Here is a 15,626-nt window from a genome sequence, read left to right as displayed (position 1 = left end):
GGCCCTTTTCACATCAGTTGCGCACTCGCTGAATGTACTCGCCAAAGGCCGTTAACTGCCCGGTCAAATGGTCCAGGGTGCTCTGGTCAATCACTTCGCCCGTCTGGGTATCCACTTTATTCTGGATCACCCCGCCCATAAACTCCGGCTTGTTCATCACCATGGCGTCAAGGAACACCAGGATCTGGCGCAAATGATACTGGCAGCGCGCGCCGCCAATGGCACCCATCGAGCTGGTTTGAATCAATACCGGTTTGCCCGCCAGCGGCTGGTCAGGCAGGCGCGACAGCCAGTCGATGGCGTTCTTCAGGCCGCCCGGCACCGAATAGTTATATTCCGGCGTGACAATCACTACCCCGTCGGCTTCGCGGATTTGCGCCGCGATGGCTTCCACGCTTTTTGGAAAGCCTTCGTCCTGCTGGATATCGGCGTCATACAGCGGGATATCCGCGATGGTTGGCAGCGCGGCGATGTCCATTCCTGCTGGTGCCAGCTTCGGCAGCGTCCGCGCAACCATGGCGTTAAACGAGCCTTTACGCAGGCTTCCCAGTAGTGTCACAACTTTTAGCGATTCAGACATGATGACTCCCTGACGTTACGGAATGCGGATGATTGAGTATATGAACTTTTTCAGCCGGCAGGCTGGTAAAACGCATCAGGCGCGAGGCTTCATCGTTGCGGCGGCTCGGAATGTCCGGCAGGGTTTTCCAGTTCTGCTGGTGGTATTGCCATAGCGTCAGCTTTTCGATGGCGGGCGAGGCGGTAACCGACCAGATCAGGATATCCTCCACATCGCAAATCGATTCCACCTGGGGGCAGTTTGCCACCCGCAGTTTGCCGGCGGAGGGCTGGAGCTGCACCGTATCCGAGGTGTGATCCTTTTCACCGGTCATTTTCAGCACGCTGTGGCGTAACGTTACCAGCTGGGTTTTGGCTTCGATGGCGTCATGTTGCCTGGCAATCCATGTTGATTCATTGCTGGTAAACGGATACGCCTGATCGCTGGTATCGGGCAGAGAAAACCCGCGTGTGGTGCGCTGGAGCGCCATATCCAGGCCGCAGCGGCCCTCCGTCGTGAGCGCGATGCCCACCATATTCCCGGCGTAAGCGATAGAAAAATCCGCCAGCTCACGATCCCGGAACTGCGGTTTACCATGCGGCGTGGTGTGAAGAGGAGGAAGAGTCTTAATACCAAAAAAGCGGAACATCATCTCGGCGAGCAATGAACGGGAAGCTAAAAAGCGCTGGCGTCGGTGTTCGGGTAACTGTCGCGCCAGCTCAAGGCTTGCGGCGCACAATCGAGGAGATAAGGGGGCGTCGGGGCTTAACAGTCCTCGAACAAAATGCGTTGCCATTTGTCGCTCCATGATAATGGTCAGTGTAAGGAAACGATAATCAACATTATCGCGCATCGTTCTTAGGTTTTAATGCGGAATTTGAGTTTCGAAAAGCTCAAAAAGTCACTTTTACAATTCATTAAGCTGAACGCTGTACTTTAATGAGTCGGGAAACCGGGCTGATAAAGTAGAAAAGCCGCTCCGGGGAGGAGCGGCTCAGTAAGATGGGGAGTTGGCGAGTGTTGTGGTTAACCGAATCGCGGCAACAGCTGGAACACATTACCGAACCAGCAGAGGATCACGACAACACCGAATAAGATAACAATGGAAGGTATCAGAACCCCGCCCCATACGGTAAAAATTTGATCAGGGAATTTTTTCCGCGCCTTTAACGCGAGTGCAGCAGGGATGATTACCGCCCATATCGTTGCACACAGTCCTGCGCCGCCAATGCCATAGATAAAGCCGTTAGGGAAAATCAGGTAGAGAACCGCAGGGGGAAGAAAGGTCAATAAAACGGTCTTCAGACGACCTGATGGCGAGTTATCCATTTTGAATAAGTCTGCCAGATAATCAAATAATCCTAACGTGACGCCAAAGAACGAACTGGCTACGGCAAGGTTAGAAAACACCAGCAAGCAAAATTCTATAATCCCGTGTTGTTTAGTGCCGAGGAAAGATTTGACCAGTGAATCGACATTCCCGCCCGAAGAGATAATTTCTTTGAAACTCTCCCGAGTGATATTACCCATAGTGCAATATAACCAGAACAGGTAAATAACCAGCGCCAACAGCGAGCCTAAAACGATACTTTTTATAAGTTTGTCTTTTCGTTTTCCATAACAAATGATCAGGCTGGGAATATTTCCGTGAAAGCCAAACGAGGCCAGGCACACGGGCATTGCCATGAAGATATACGGGAAGTAGGATGCATCAATGCCGCCGGTTCCGCCAGCGTCCCGTAATATTGAAAAGTCAACCTGGAAGAAAAATGAACCAAAAACAATAACAAAAGCAATGATTTTTATCCCTAAAAACAGGGAAGTGATTCTGCTTGCGGCTAAAGAACTTATCCATAAAACGCTGGCAACAAATACGGCGGTACAAATGCCAATAATTCGCGGATTGACGTGCGACCCCATGTTAATGGCGATCGTTTCACTGATAATAGCGCCATTAGCAGAGATATAAGCATAAGTGAGGATATAAAGAACAAAGGCGACGGTAATACCGCTGACGATATTCCATGTATTGCCAAGTAAATCTTTAGTAATGGTGTTAAAACTGGAACCGACGGGATAGTTTAAGTTGGCTTCTAATAATAATAAACCCGAGTGCAACATTGAAAACCAGGCGATTATTAAAATGAAAGCAGCCCAGAAAAACCAGGCACCGGCGAGATCAACAGGTAAAGCAAACATCCCCCCGCCAATCACCGTTCCAGCAATCACCATAACGCCCCAAAACGCTGAGTGTTTAGGATTCGAATTTTCTTCCATGATGCCTCATTAATTATAGCGAGCTATAATTGATAATGTTTGCAATAACTCAATGAAAGTTTATGGTTTTGGGTGGTTATTGCTAACCACCCAATCTCTTTGCGATTAAACTTCTTTAAGTTTAGCCGTGAAGTGACGTAATACTTTAGGCTCATAGGTAAACGTCAGGCCTTTAATATTCGCCGCATTTTCTTTTACATGCTGGAATGCTTCAATGATGAAGTCCATATGCGTCTGAGTATAGGTTGCGCGTGGAATCGTTAAACGCAGCAGTTCTGCCGGGCAGGGTAATTGTTTGCCGGTTTTGGGATCGCGACCCAACAGGAACGATCCAATTTCAACGGCCCGAATGCCAGCCACTTTGTATAATTCGCAAGCAAGCGCCTGAGCGGGGAATTGCTCAGCAGGAATATGCGGTAATAATTTACCGGCATCAACGAATGCCGCATGGCCGCCCGCTTGCTGGCAGGTTACGCCAATGGCTTCAAGACCATCAACTAAATATTTAACCTGAGCGATACGGTAAGCCAGCCAGTCTTGCCCCATGCCATCATACAGGCCAGCCGCCAGACGCTCCATTGCGCCGCCCTCTAAACCGCCGTAGGTAGGGAAGCCTTCCTGAACTACGCAAAGGGTTCTGCATTCGGTATAAACATCCAGGAAACTGTCATCCTTGATGCAGAGTAATCCACCCATCGGCACCATGGCGTCTTTTTTCGCGGACATGGCGAGCATATCAGCATATTTATAAGTTTCGCGGGTAATTTCCTCGATGCTCCAGTCTTTATATTCTGCTTCACGCTTTTGAATAAAATAGGCGTTTTCTGCAAAACGTGCTGAGTCCATGACTACCGGAATATCGTATTTTTTAGCAATACGGTACATGGCTTTCAGGTTTGCTAACGATACCGGTTGCCCACCTGCGGAGTTACTGGTAATCGTTGCGACAATATACGGTACGTTATTGGCACCGACTTCTTCAATCCCGCGCTCGAGTCCTTCAAGATCGAAGTTACCTTTAAAGTCGTAGCGTACAGCGGTATCGAACGCTTCTTTAATATAAACGTTGCGAACAGTGCAACCGTTAATTTGGCTATGGCCTTGCGTGGTATCGAAGAAATAGTTTGAGAAAGCAACCATTTTGGTCCTGTCTAAACCTTTTTCCTGCTCACGTTTTTTGATTAACACCGGAATATAAATTTGTTCAGCGCCACGACCCTGATGCGTAGGAATGGTGTGCTGATAGCCAAAAATATTTTTTACCGCATCTGCTAACGCATAATAGCTGCGGCTGCCGCTATAAGCTTCGTCACCGCGCAGCATCGCCGCTTGCATATTTTGCGTGACCGCGCCGGTGCCGCTATCGGTCAATAAGTCAATAAATACATCTTCGCTATCCAGCAGGAATGGGTTCATCCCTGATTTAATAATGGCGTTTTCGCGATGCTCTCTGGTGGTGCGTTTAACGGGTTCGATCACTCTGATGCGGAACGGTTCAGGTAAATGCTTAAAGTTTTCCATTACATAATCCTTGGATAATTCGATTATAGAGAACCTGGTGACTATTTATTGAAAAATAATCATTAAAAATTGTTTGAGTATGTCTTTTATAATTCGTGGCGCATTTATTGCTATTGCAGTAGATCCACCTGAAATACGCAGCGTAAGCGTATCCAGGGCTGCGTGCTGCAACCATAATAATGAGCGGAATCATTCAGGGCATACCAAATCAATAGATTGTATAAAATCTATTTTATTTTCTGGTAGAGGTGGGGCGAAGAGAATTAAGGATGATGATTGGCAATTGTATTGTCAACATTAAACCATTTAGAGATGATGTATGTATTTAAGATAATCATGATTGAGTTATCCTCATTAGACACATTGCTACATTATGTTAATCAAAACATTTGTCCATCAGTGATTATTTTAATTGTGATTAATATCACAGTTAAAATTCAGAAAATAAACGTTCATCACTTATTTAAAAATTCAGGGAAATATTGGGGCGGTTATTGATTCAGTGGTTTCGTTTGTCGCGATATTTATGGCGGGAAAACGTGACATGAAGCCGCAACAGCCTTCGGTTATTGCGGCATCGTGAAGCATTACTTACCAATACAAAAACTGGAGAAAATCCGTCCCAGCAAATCATCAGAAGTAAATTCCCCGGTGATTTCGCTCAGGCTCTGCTGGGCAAGACGCAGTTCTTCGGCCAGCAGTTCGCCCGCCCATGCGCCCAGCAGCTGTGCTTTGCCTTGCTCCAGATGCTGCGCGGCGGTTTCCAGCGCCTGCAAGTGGCGGCGGCGCGCCAGGAAGCCGCCTTCCATGTTGGTATCAAAGCCCATGCTGCGTTTCAGATGGTCGCGCAAGACCTCGACGCCATTACCGGTACGCGCCGACAGACGAATAAGTGAGTGACCATTCACTTCGCTTAGTCCCTGCGTTTCGCCGGTGATGTCCGCTTTGTTACGCACCACGGTAATCGGCAGTTTTTCCGGTAAGCGGGCAATAAAATCAGGCCAGATTGCTGCCGGATCGGTGGCGTCAGTGGTGGTGCCATCCACCATAAACAATACCCGGTCTGCCTGCTCGATTTCCTGCCACGCGCGTTCAATGCCGATACGTTCGACTTCATCGCTGGCCTCGCGCAGACCGGCGGTATCGATGATATGCAGCGGCATGCCGTCAATGTGGATATGCTCGCGCAGCACGTCACGCGTGGTCCCGGCGATATCGGTGACAATCGCGGCCTCGCGGCCAGCCAGCGCGTTCAGCAGGCTCGATTTCCCGGCATTTGGCCGCCCGGCGATCACCACTTTCATCCCTTCACGCAGCAGGCTACCCTGGCGCGCTTCGGCACGTACCGCGTCGAGATCGGCCATTACGTCGTTAAGCTGCGCTTCGATTTTGCCGTCGGAAAGGAAGTCGATCTCTTCATCTGGAAAGTCGATAGCCGCTTCCACGTAGATTCGCAGGTGAGTAAGTGCTTCCACAAGCTGGTTTACGCGGGTAGAGAAGACACCCTGCAATGAGTTGAGCGCCGAACGCGCCGCCTGCTCGGAGCTGGCGTCGATCAGGTCGGCAATGGCTTCGGCCTGTGCTAAATCAAGCTTATCGTTCAGGAAAGCGCGCTCGGAAAATTCGCCGGGCTTCGCGATACGTACGCCGGGAATAGTCAGAATGCGCTTTAACAACAGGTCAAGGATCACCGGACCGCCGTGGCCCTGAAGTTCCAGCACGTCTTCGCCGGTGAAGGAGTGGGGGCCAGGAAACCACAGGGCGATGCCCTGATCGAGCGCGGCGTTATCCAGATCGCGAAACGGCAGATAGTCGGCATAGCGCGGCTTCGGCAGTTTTCCGAGCACCGCCTGCGCCACATCGCGCGCTTTCAGGCCGGAGATACGCAGAATGCCCACGCCGCCACGTCCCGGAGGGGTGGCCTGGGCGACGATAGTGTCGTTTTGGCTCATGAAATTTCTCTGTGGTTTCTGTCTTTAATACTTAAAAATAAAAAAGGCGGTCTATCGACCGCCTTCCATATTAGCTGTTACTGATTCGCGTATCAGGAGCTTTTCTTCTCGCGGCTATGCAGGCCACGTTTCTCCAGACCACGATAAATCAGCTGCTGCTGAAGGATGGTCACCAGGTTGCTGACGATATAGTACAGCACCAGACCTGACGGGAACCACAGGAAGAAGACCGTAAAGATGACCGGCATAAAAGTCATGATCTTCTGCTGCATCGGGTCGGTCACGGTGGTCGGCGACATCTTCTGGATGAAGAACATCGTCACGCCCATCAGGATCGGCAGAATGTAGTACGGGTCCTGGGCTGACAAGTCATGGATCCACAGGGCGAACGGCGCATGGCGCAGTTCCACGGAACCCATCAGCATGTAGTACAACGCAAGGAAAATAGGCATCTGAATCAGCAGCGGGAAGCAGCCACCCAGCGGGTTCACTTTTTCCGACTTGTACAGCGCCATCATTTCCTGGCTGATGCGTTGTTTATCATCGCCCAGACGTTCGCGCATGGCCTGAATCTTCGGCTGCAGCAAACGCATTTTCGCCATCGAGGTGTACTGCGCTTTAGTCAGCGGGTACATCACGCCACGAACGATAAAGGTGATAGCGATGATCGAGAAGCCCCAGTTGCCCAGGAAGCTGTGGATCCACTTCAGCAGCTTAAACAGCGGCTGAGAGATAAACCACAACCAGCCGTAATCCACGGTTAAATCCAGGTGCGGCGCAACGGCAGCCATTTTGTCCTGAATTTCCGGGCCAACCCACAGGGTGCTGCCCAGCGTGCCAGTCTGGCCAGGCTGAACCAGAACCGGTGCGGATTTATAACCAATCGCTGCTACGCCGTTACCCAGGTTAGCGGTATAGAAGTTATTCGCGCCGTCGTTGCGCGGTACCCATGCGGTGGCGAAGTACTGTTGCAGCATCGCAACCCAGCCGCCGTTAGAGCTGACGTTCAGGTTCTCGTTATCGACGATTTTGTCGAAGTTATACTTTTCGTACTTCTCGTCCGGCGTAGAGAACGCCGCGCCACGGAAAGTGTGCAACGCAAAGTTGTTGCTACCGGTATCACGATGGCTCGGCAGATTGATGGTCTGCTTCAACTGACCAAAGGTAGACAGTTCCAGCGGCTTCTCACCGGCGTTCTGCACGCTGTAGCCCACGTTCACTGCATATTCACCGCGCTTCAGGGTGAAAGATTTGGTGAAGGTGTTGCCAGCGGCATCGGTCCAGGTCAGCGGGATCACCAGCTCGTTCTGGCCGTCAGCCAGCGCAAAGCTATCGCTCTCAACGTTATACAGCGGACGCGCGCCGTTAGCCGGGTTATCCGGGCCGTCGCGGCCAGTCAGGCCACTCTGCGCCTGATAGATAAACTGCGGTGTGGTTTCCAGCAGTTGGAACGGTTCGTTAGAACCCAGCTCTTTCGGGTAGCCCAAAAGCAGAGCCTGCTCAATGTCACCACCACGCGTGTTGATGGTAAGAGACAGGACGTCGGTTTTAACCGTAATGAGTTTCCCCTGGCCACTGGCTGGTACGCCCTGGCTGGCACTACCCGCTGCGGTGGTCGTAGTCTGCGTGGTCTGCTGCTGCTGGGGCTGAGGATTTTTATCCTGCTCCCAGGCTTGCCAGATCATGAAAGACACGAACAACAAAGCGATGAGAAGGAGATTGCGTTGCGAATCCATCGTTAGTGTTCTCTGGTATCAAAAGGTCCTGGCGGGACGGGGTCGTCGCCACCTGGGTGTAAAGGGTGGCATTTTAATACGCGTTTCACTGTCAACCAACTGCCTTTTATCACTCCAAACCTGCGCAATGCCTCAATTCCGTAGTGAGAACAGGTTGGTGAGAAACGGCAGTGCGGCCCGAGAAGCGGACTTATCAGGCGTTGATAGACCCGGATGAGACCGATCAGGACTCGCGAGCCAGGCGACAATGGCGGCGCCATAACTTTTCCAATGCTTCCGAAAGCGCCCGATTATCGAGATCGGCAATACCGCGTTTCGCGACCACCACAAAATCCATCGGCGGAAGTTCATGCTGACGTAAACGAAAGCTTTCACGCGTCAGACGTTTAATCCGATTGCGCTCATGAGCACGTTTAACGTTTTTTTTCGCGACGGTAAGACCGATACGGGGATGCCCCAGCGAGTTAAGGCGGCCGAGGATGGTGATTTGCGGCGTGCCAGCCCGAAGTGGCTGCTGGAAGACGAAAGTGAAATGATTGGGAGTTAACAAACGTAACTCCCTGGGAAATGCGAGCTTAACCACCAGGCGGTTAGCTTTTATTACTTAGAAACGGTCAGACGAGCGCGGCCTTTAGCACGACGACGTGCCAGAACCTGACGACCATTTTTAGTAGCCATACGAGCACGGAAGCCGTGAGAACGGTTGCGCTTCAGTACAGACGGTTGAAAAGTGCGTTTCATGGCGATTTCTACCTAAACTTGAATAAATTCACTGACTTTGCGTATGCGCGGACGGGCTGCCGAACGACTCACGTCGAAGTCATGGATGATTAAAGAGGCCGGATTGTAATAATTGTACACTCCGGAGTCAATTCACTTTCCTTATTTACCGCGCTTTTCCGCCCCGTAGAGCATGAAAAACAAGCAGGAAACAGGCCGTAAAATCCGCGCCATAACGCGCCGGGTGGGGAATTATACGGGCATGACAATAAAGTGCAAGGATCCTGCGGGATCCCCGTGAGATCGTTTCTCCCGTTTTTGTACGATCGTCATTAAATTTTCCGATATAGCGGGCAATAAGACATACGCGCCCGCAACGATCGATTACACTTAGTCGGCCCGATCCCCCTGTGGATAAATCAGGAAGAATCTGTGAGAAACAGAAGATCTCTGGCGCGCTTTACGCTATGATCCGCGGTCCCGATCGCGATCCGTTGATCCAGACATCGGGGTAATACCGCAGATAGCGGTTCACGCGCTCCCTCTTCGGGCTTGTCAGCGCGTGTCAACAATCATGAATGTTTCAGTCTTCGTCTATCGACGTTGTTCGAGTGGAGTCCGCCGTGTCACTTTCGCTTTGGCAGCAGTGTCTTGCCCGATTGCAGGATGAGTTACCAGCCACAGAATTCAGTATGTGGATACGCCCCCTACAGGCGGAACTGAGCGACAACACGCTGGCTTTGTATGCGCCAAACCGTTTCGTGCTCGATTGGGTCAGGGATAAGTACCTCAATAATATTAACGGACTGCTGAATGATTTCTGCGGTGCCGACGCCCCGCTGCTGCGTTTTGAAGTGGGTACCAAGCCCGTGGTGCGCAGTCATGCCATCCCGGCAAGCCAGGCTAAACCCGCCCAGGTTGCACCTGCCGCGCCGGCGCGCCCGGCATGGGATAATGTGCCTGCGCCTGCGGAGCCGTCCTACCGCTCCAACGTTAACGTTAAACACACCTTTGATAATTTCGTTGAGGGTAAATCTAACCAACTGGCGCGCGCGGCGGCCCGTCAGGTGGCGGATAATCCTGGCGGCGCGTATAACCCGCTGTTCCTGTATGGTGGAACGGGCCTGGGTAAAACCCACCTGCTGCACGCGGTAGGCAACGGCATCATGGCGCGTAAACCCAATGCCAAAGTGGTTTACATGCACTCTGAACGCTTCGTTCAGGATATGGTGAAAGCGCTGCAAAACAACGCCATTGAAGAGTTTAAACGCTATTACCGCTCGGTGGACGCCCTGCTGATTGACGATATTCAATTTTTCGCCAACAAAGAGCGTTCGCAGGAAGAGTTTTTCCACACCTTTAACGCTCTGCTGGAAGGCAATCAGCAGATCATCCTTACCTCGGATCGTTATCCAAAAGAGATCAACGGGGTGGAGGATCGTCTGAAATCGCGCTTCGGCTGGGGGCTGACGGTCGCCATTGAACCGCCAGAGCTGGAAACGCGCGTGGCGATCCTGATGAAAAAGGCCGACGAGAACGACATTCGCCTGCCGGGCGAAGTGGCGTTCTTTATCGCCAAGCGCCTGCGATCCAACGTGCGTGAGCTGGAAGGCGCACTGAACCGCGTGATTGCTAACGCCAACTTTACCGGGCGGGCGATTACTATCGACTTCGTGCGTGAAGCCCTGCGCGATCTGCTGGCGCTTCAGGAAAAGCTGGTCACTATCGACAATATTCAAAAGACGGTGGCGGAGTATTACAAGATCAAGGTGGCGGATCTGCTCTCCAAACGGCGCTCCCGTTCGGTGGCGCGTCCGCGCCAGATGGCGATGGCGCTGGCCAAAGAGCTAACCAACCACAGCCTGCCGGAAATCGGCGATGCGTTTGGTGGCCGCGACCATACCACGGTTCTCCATGCCTGCCGTAAGATTGAGCAGCTGCGTGAAGAAAGCCATGATATCAAAGAAGATTTCTCCAATTTAATCAGAACATTATCTTCGTGACGCTATGAAATTTACCGTTGAACGTGAACATTTATTAAAACCGCTCCAGCAGGTTAGTGGCCCGTTAGGGGGCCGTCCGACGTTACCGATCCTCGGAAACCTGCTGTTGCAGGTGACGGACGGGACCCTTTCGCTGACCGGAACCGATCTCGAAATGGAGATGATCGCGCGCGTGGCGCTGTCGCTACCGCACCAGGCAGGCGCGACCACCGTGCCGGCGCGCAAATTCTTCGATATCTGCCGTGGCTTGCCGGAAGGGGCGGAAATTGCCGTCACGCTGGAAGGCGACAGAATGCTGGTGCGCTCCGGGCGCAGCCGCTTCTCGCTGTCTACATTACCGGCAGCGGACTTCCCGAATCTGGACGACTGGCAGAGCGAAGTGGAGTTCACGCTCCCGCAGGCCACCATGAAGCGCCTGATCGAAGCCACCCAGTTCTCCATGGCGCATCAGGACGTGCGGTATTACCTGAACGGGATGCTGTTTGAAACCGAAGGCGAAGAGCTACGCACCGTGGCGACCGACGGTCACCGTCTGGCGGTATGCGCAATGCCGGTAGGGCAACCGCTGCCAAACCATTCGGTGATCGTGCCGCGTAAAGGCGTGCTGGAGCTGATGCGTATGCTCGACGGCGGTGACAGCCCGCTGCGCATTCAGATCGGTAGCAATAACATTCGCGCTCACGTTAACGACTACATCTTCACCTCCAAGCTGGTGGATGGCCGTTTCCCGGACTATCGTCGCGTGTTGCCGAAAAATCCGGATAAACACCTGGACGCAGGCTGCGATCTGCTGAAACAGGCGTTCGCCCGGGCGGCTATTCTCTCTAACGAGAAGTTTCGTGGCGTGCGCCTGTACGTCAGCGAAAACCAGTTGAAAATTACCGCTAACAACCCGGAACAGGAAGAGGCCGAAGAGATCCTCGACGTGACCTACGCGGGCACCGAGATGGAGATCGGCTTTAACGTCAGTTATGTGCTGGACGTGCTGAATGCGCTTAAGTGCGAGAATGTGCGCATTTTGCTGACGGACTCCGTATCGAGTGTACAGATTGAAGATGCCGCATCGCAGTCGGCTGCCTACGTTGTTATGCCAATGAGACTGTAGTGAACAATATCGGGCTATCTTACTTGCCATTTTCAACCAGGGCTGTGCTCGCCCCTGTCACGTACTTCGTGTACGCTCCAGGGTCTGCGCGCAGTCCGCGTTGAAACTGGCTGCGCCGATTACGCCCTGGCCCGAAGAAACCCATATATGTCACTGACGCGTCTCCTCATTAAAGATTTCCGCAACATCGAAAGCGCGGATCTCCAACTCTCTCCCGGCTTTAACTTCCTGGTTGGCGCTAACGGCAGCGGCAAAACCAGCGTGCTGGAAGCCATTTATACGCTCGGCCATGGCCGGGCGTTTCGCAGTTTGCAGATTGGCCGGGTGATCCGCCACGAGCAGGACGCCTTTGTGCTGCATGGCCGCTTACAAGAGGGCGAACGGGAAACGGCGATTGGCCTGACGAAAGATCGCGACGGCGACAGCAAAGTGCGCATCGACGGCACCGACGGCCATAAAGTGGCGGAGCTGGCGCTGATGATGCCGATGCAATTAATTACCCCCGAGGGGTTTACTTTGCTCGGCGGCGGCCCCAAATACCGTAGAGCATTCCTGGACTGGGGATGCTTTCACAATCAGGCGGGCTTCTTTGTCGCCTGGAGCAATTTAAAGCGGCTGCTCAAACAGCGTAACGCCGCGCTGCGCCAGGTTACCCGTTACGAACAGCTTCGTCCGTGGGACAAAGAACTGATCCCGCTGGCCGAACAAATCAGCCAATGGCGTAGTGATTACAGCCGCGCCATCGCCGAAGATATGGCAGACACCTGCCAGCAATTTTTACCTGAATTCACGCTTACCTTCTCTTTCCAGCGCGGCTGGGAAAAAGAGAGCGATTATGCCGACGTGCTGGCGCGCAATTTTGAGCGCGACAGAATGTTGACCTATACCGCGCACGGGCCGCATAAAGCGGATTTTCGGATCCGTGCCGACGGCGCCCCGGTAGAAGACACGCTGTCCCGCGGGCAGCTCAAATTGCTGATGTGCGCGTTGCGCCTGGCGCAGGGTGAGTTTTTAACCCGAGAGAGCGGACGCCGCTGTCTCTATCTGATAGATGATTTTGCCTCTGAACTGGATGATGCACGTCGCGGCCTGCTGGCGAGCCGCTTAAAGGCGACTCAGTCACAAGTCTTTGTGAGTGCGATAAGTGCAGAACATGTGATGGATATGGCGGACAAAAATTCGAAGATGTTCGCCGTGGAACAGGGTAAAATAACGGATTAACCCAAGAACTAATGAGCGAGAAACGTTGATGTCGAATTCCTATGACTCCTCGAGTATCAAAGTCCTGAAAGGGCTGGATGCGGTGCGTAAGCGCCCGGGTATGTATATCGGCGACACGGATGACGGCACCGGTCTGCACCACATGGTATTTGAGGTGGTAGATAACGCTATCGACGAAGCGCTCGCCGGACACTGTAAAGACATCGTCGTCACTATCCATGCCGATAACTCCGTTTCCGTCACGGATGATGGCCGTGGTATTCCGACCGGCATTCACCCGGAAGAAGGGGTGTCTGCGGCGGAAGTGATCATGACGGTGCTCCACGCGGGCGGTAAGTTCGACGATAACTCCTATAAAGTTTCCGGCGGCCTGCACGGCGTGGGCGTGTCGGTCGTGAACGCCTTGTCCCAGAAACTTGAACTGGTGATCCGCCGTGAAGGCAAAGTTCACCAGCAAACCTACGTACACGGCGTGCCGCAAGCACCGCTGGCGGTAACGGGTGAAACCGAAGCAACGGGCACCCAGGTGCGTTTCTGGCCGAGCCATGAAACCTTCACCAACGTGACTGAATTTGAATATGACATCCTGGCGAAACGCCTGCGTGAGCTCTCCTTCCTGAACTCCGGCGTGTCGATTCGTCTGCGCGATAAGCGTGACGGCAAAGAAGACCATTTCCACTACGAAGGCGGCATCAAGGCGTTTGTTGAATACCTGAACAAGAACAAAACGCCGATCCACCCGAACATTTTCTACTTCTCCACCGAAAAAGACGGTATCGGCGTGGAAGTGGCGCTGCAGTGGAACGATGGTTTCCAGGAAAACATCTACTGCTTCACCAACAACATTCCGCAGCGCGATGGCGGTACGCACCTGGCAGGTTTCCGTGCGGCGATGACCCGTACCCTGAACGCTTACATGGACAAAGAAGGCTACAGCAAAAAAGCCAAAGTCAGCGCGACCGGCGACGATGCGCGTGAAGGCCTGATTGCCGTGGTGTCCGTGAAAGTGCCGGACCCGAAATTCTCCTCCCAGACCAAAGACAAGCTGGTCTCTTCCGAGGTGAAATCAGCGGTCGAACAGCAGATGAACGAACTGCTGGGCGAATACCTGCTGGAAAACCCGAACGACGCCAAAATCGTAGTGGGCAAAATCATCGATGCCGCCCGCGCCCGTGAAGCGGCGCGCCGCGCCCGTGAAATGACCCGTCGTAAAGGCGCGCTGGATCTGGCTGGCCTGCCGGGCAAACTGGCGGATTGCCAGGAGCGCGACCCGGCTCACTCTGAACTCTACCTGGTGGAAGGGGACTCGGCGGGCGGCTCTGCCAAGCAGGGGCGTAACCGTAAGAACCAGGCGATCCTGCCGCTGAAGGGTAAAATTCTCAACGTGGAGAAGGCCCGCTTCGACAAAATGCTGGCTTCTCAGGAAGTGGCGACGCTGATCACCGCGCTGGGCTGCGGCATTGGCCGTGACGAATACAACCCGGACAAACTGCGCTACCACAGCATCATCATCATGACCGATGCGGACGTCGACGGCTCGCACATTCGTACCCTGCTGTTGACCTTCTTCTATCGCCAGATGCCGGAAATCATTGAGCGCGGCCACGTGTATATCGCCCAGCCGCCGCTGTACAAAGTGAAAAAAGGCAAGCAGGAACAGTACATCAAAGATGATGAAGCGATGGATCAGTACCAGATTTCCATCGCGCTGGATGGCGCAACCCTGCACACCAACGCCAACGCGCCAGCCCTGGCGGGCGAAGCGCTGGAGAAGCTGGTGGCCGAGTTCAACGCCGTTCAGAAGATGATCAACCGCATGGAGCGCCGCTACCCGCGTGCCCTGCTGAAAGAGCTGGTGTATCAACCGACGCTGAGCGAAGCGGATCTGTCCGATGAAGCCAAAGTGACCCGCTGGATTTCCCGGCTGATCACCGAGCTCAACGAGAAAGAAACCCACGGCAGCGTCTGGAAATACGATATTCGTGAGAACCAGGAACTGCATCATTTCGAGCCGGTAGTGCGCGTGCGTACACACGGCGTTGATACCGATTATGTACTGGATAACGAGTTCGTTATCGGCGCGGAATACCGTCGTCTGTGCGCCCTCGGCGAGAAGCTGCGTGGTCTGATTGAAGACGATGCGTTTATCGAGCGCGGCGAACGCCGTCAGCCGGTAGAGAGCTTCGAGCAGGCGCTGGACTGGCTGGTGAAAGAGTCGCGTCGCGGGCTGGCAATCCAGCGTTATAAAGGTCTGGGCGAGATGAACCCGGATCAGCTGTGGGAAACCACCATGGATCCGGAAAGCCGCCGTATGCTGCGCGTTACCGTTAAAGATGCGATTGCCGCCGATCAGCTGTTTACTACTTTGATGGGCGATGCGGTTGAACCGCGCCGCGCCTTCATCGAAGAAAACGCCCTGAAAGCCGCAAATATCGATATTTAACCTTTTTCCGGTCATCAAAATTCGCCGCTCATCCGAGCGGCGTTTTTTTGGCTACCCTTAGAGGGCGCTCACTGCCGAATGAAGTGGTT

Annotated in this window: 14 protein-coding genes; 4 read left to right on the top strand and 10 right to left on the bottom strand. The window is 53.3% G+C overall.

Annotation, left to right across the window (positions count from 1 at the left end; all coding sequences use genetic code 11):
• Nucleotides 1–13 precede the first annotated feature (13 nt).
• The 10 genes from GV764_RS01590 to rpmH all read right to left on the bottom strand — a co-directional run bounded on the left by GV764_RS01590 (nucleotide 14) and on the right by rpmH (nucleotide 8,786).
• Complete coding sequence (locus GV764_RS01590) at nucleotides 14–580, bottom strand: NADPH-dependent FMN reductase (RefSeq protein ID WP_161658790.1); 567 nt, start codon at nucleotides 578–580, stop codon at nucleotides 14–16.
• The gene (locus GV764_RS01585) at nucleotides 573–1,355 is read right to left on the bottom strand and encodes a 4'-phosphopantetheinyl transferase family protein (RefSeq protein WP_161658789.1); all 783 of its coding nucleotides are present in this window, start codon (nucleotides 1,353–1,355) and stop codon (nucleotides 573–575) included. Before GV764_RS01585 ends, GV764_RS01590 begins: the two co-directional genes overlap by 8 nt.
• A gap of 230 nt (nucleotides 1,356–1,585) precedes the next feature.
• The gene (gene tnaB / locus GV764_RS01580) at nucleotides 1,586–2,836 is read right to left on the bottom strand and encodes a low affinity tryptophan permease TnaB (RefSeq protein WP_161658788.1); all 1,251 of its coding nucleotides are present in this window, start codon (nucleotides 2,834–2,836) and stop codon (nucleotides 1,586–1,588) included.
• Between the two features lie 105 nt (nucleotides 2,837–2,941).
• Nucleotides 2,942–4,357 carry a tryptophanase gene (gene tnaA / locus GV764_RS01575; RefSeq protein WP_161658787.1) on the bottom strand — a complete coding sequence of 472 codons (1,416 nt, stop codon included), beginning with the start codon at nucleotides 4,355–4,357 and terminating at the stop codon, nucleotides 2,942–2,944.
• Nucleotides 4,358–4,620: 263 nt separating this feature from the next.
• A complete protein-coding gene (locus tag GV764_RS22330) occupies nucleotides 4,621–4,695 on the bottom strand; it encodes a tryptophanase leader peptide (RefSeq protein WP_161658815.1) in 75 nt (24 codons plus the stop codon).
• A 249-nt stretch (nucleotides 4,696–4,944) separates the two neighbouring features.
• A complete protein-coding gene (gene mnmE / locus GV764_RS01565) occupies nucleotides 4,945–6,309 on the bottom strand; it encodes a tRNA uridine-5-carboxymethylaminomethyl(34) synthesis GTPase MnmE (RefSeq protein WP_161658786.1) in 1,365 nt (454 codons plus the stop codon).
• A gap of 92 nt (nucleotides 6,310–6,401) precedes the next feature.
• Nucleotides 6,402–8,045 (bottom strand): membrane protein insertase YidC, encoded by a 1,644-nt coding sequence (gene yidC / locus GV764_RS01560; protein WP_161658785.1) that lies wholly within the window; start codon nucleotides 8,043–8,045, stop codon nucleotides 6,402–6,404.
• Between the two features lie 2 nt (nucleotides 8,046–8,047).
• Entirely contained in the window at nucleotides 8,048–8,305 is a 258-nt protein-coding gene (gene yidD, locus GV764_RS01555; RefSeq protein ID WP_161658784.1) for a membrane protein insertion efficiency factor YidD, read from the bottom strand.
• On the bottom strand, nucleotides 8,269–8,628 hold the full coding sequence (rnpA, locus tag GV764_RS01550) for a ribonuclease P protein component (RefSeq protein ID WP_002435532.1): 360 nt from the start codon (nucleotides 8,626–8,628) through the stop codon (nucleotides 8,269–8,271). The genes yidD and rnpA overlap by 37 nt, the downstream gene beginning before the upstream one ends.
• 17 nt (nucleotides 8,629–8,645) lie before the next feature.
• Nucleotides 8,646–8,786 carry a 50S ribosomal protein L34 gene (gene rpmH, locus GV764_RS01545; protein ID WP_000831330.1) on the bottom strand — a complete coding sequence of 47 codons (141 nt, stop codon included), beginning with the start codon at nucleotides 8,784–8,786 and terminating at the stop codon, nucleotides 8,646–8,648.
• A 602-nt stretch (nucleotides 8,787–9,388) separates the two neighbouring features.
• Here rpmH and dnaA point away from each other — a divergent pair.
• The 4 genes from dnaA to gyrB all read left to right on the top strand — a co-directional run bounded on the left by dnaA (nucleotide 9,389) and on the right by gyrB (nucleotide 15,537).
• Complete coding sequence (dnaA, locus tag GV764_RS01540) at nucleotides 9,389–10,768, top strand: chromosomal replication initiator protein DnaA (RefSeq protein ID WP_161658783.1); 1,380 nt, start codon at nucleotides 9,389–9,391, stop codon at nucleotides 10,766–10,768.
• 4 nt (nucleotides 10,769–10,772) lie between these two features.
• Nucleotides 10,773–11,873 carry a DNA polymerase III subunit beta gene (gene dnaN, locus GV764_RS01535; protein WP_125292895.1) on the top strand — a complete coding sequence of 367 codons (1,101 nt, stop codon included), beginning with the start codon at nucleotides 10,773–10,775 and terminating at the stop codon, nucleotides 11,871–11,873.
• 147 nt (nucleotides 11,874–12,020) lie between these two features.
• Entirely contained in the window at nucleotides 12,021–13,094 is a 1,074-nt protein-coding gene (recF, locus tag GV764_RS01530; protein WP_161658782.1) for a DNA replication/repair protein RecF, read from the top strand.
• 28 nt (nucleotides 13,095–13,122) lie between these two features.
• Entirely contained in the window at nucleotides 13,123–15,537 is a 2,415-nt protein-coding gene (gene gyrB, locus GV764_RS01525) for a DNA topoisomerase (ATP-hydrolyzing) subunit B (protein ID WP_161658781.1), read from the top strand.
• Nucleotides 15,538–15,626 lie beyond the last annotated feature (89 nt).

Source organism: Atlantibacter hermannii (assembly GCF_009907385.1).
GTDB classification, from domain to species: Bacteria; Pseudomonadota; Gammaproteobacteria; order Enterobacterales; family Enterobacteriaceae; genus Atlantibacter; species Atlantibacter hermannii_A.
This window is presented reverse-complemented; position numbering and strand designations above follow the sequence as displayed.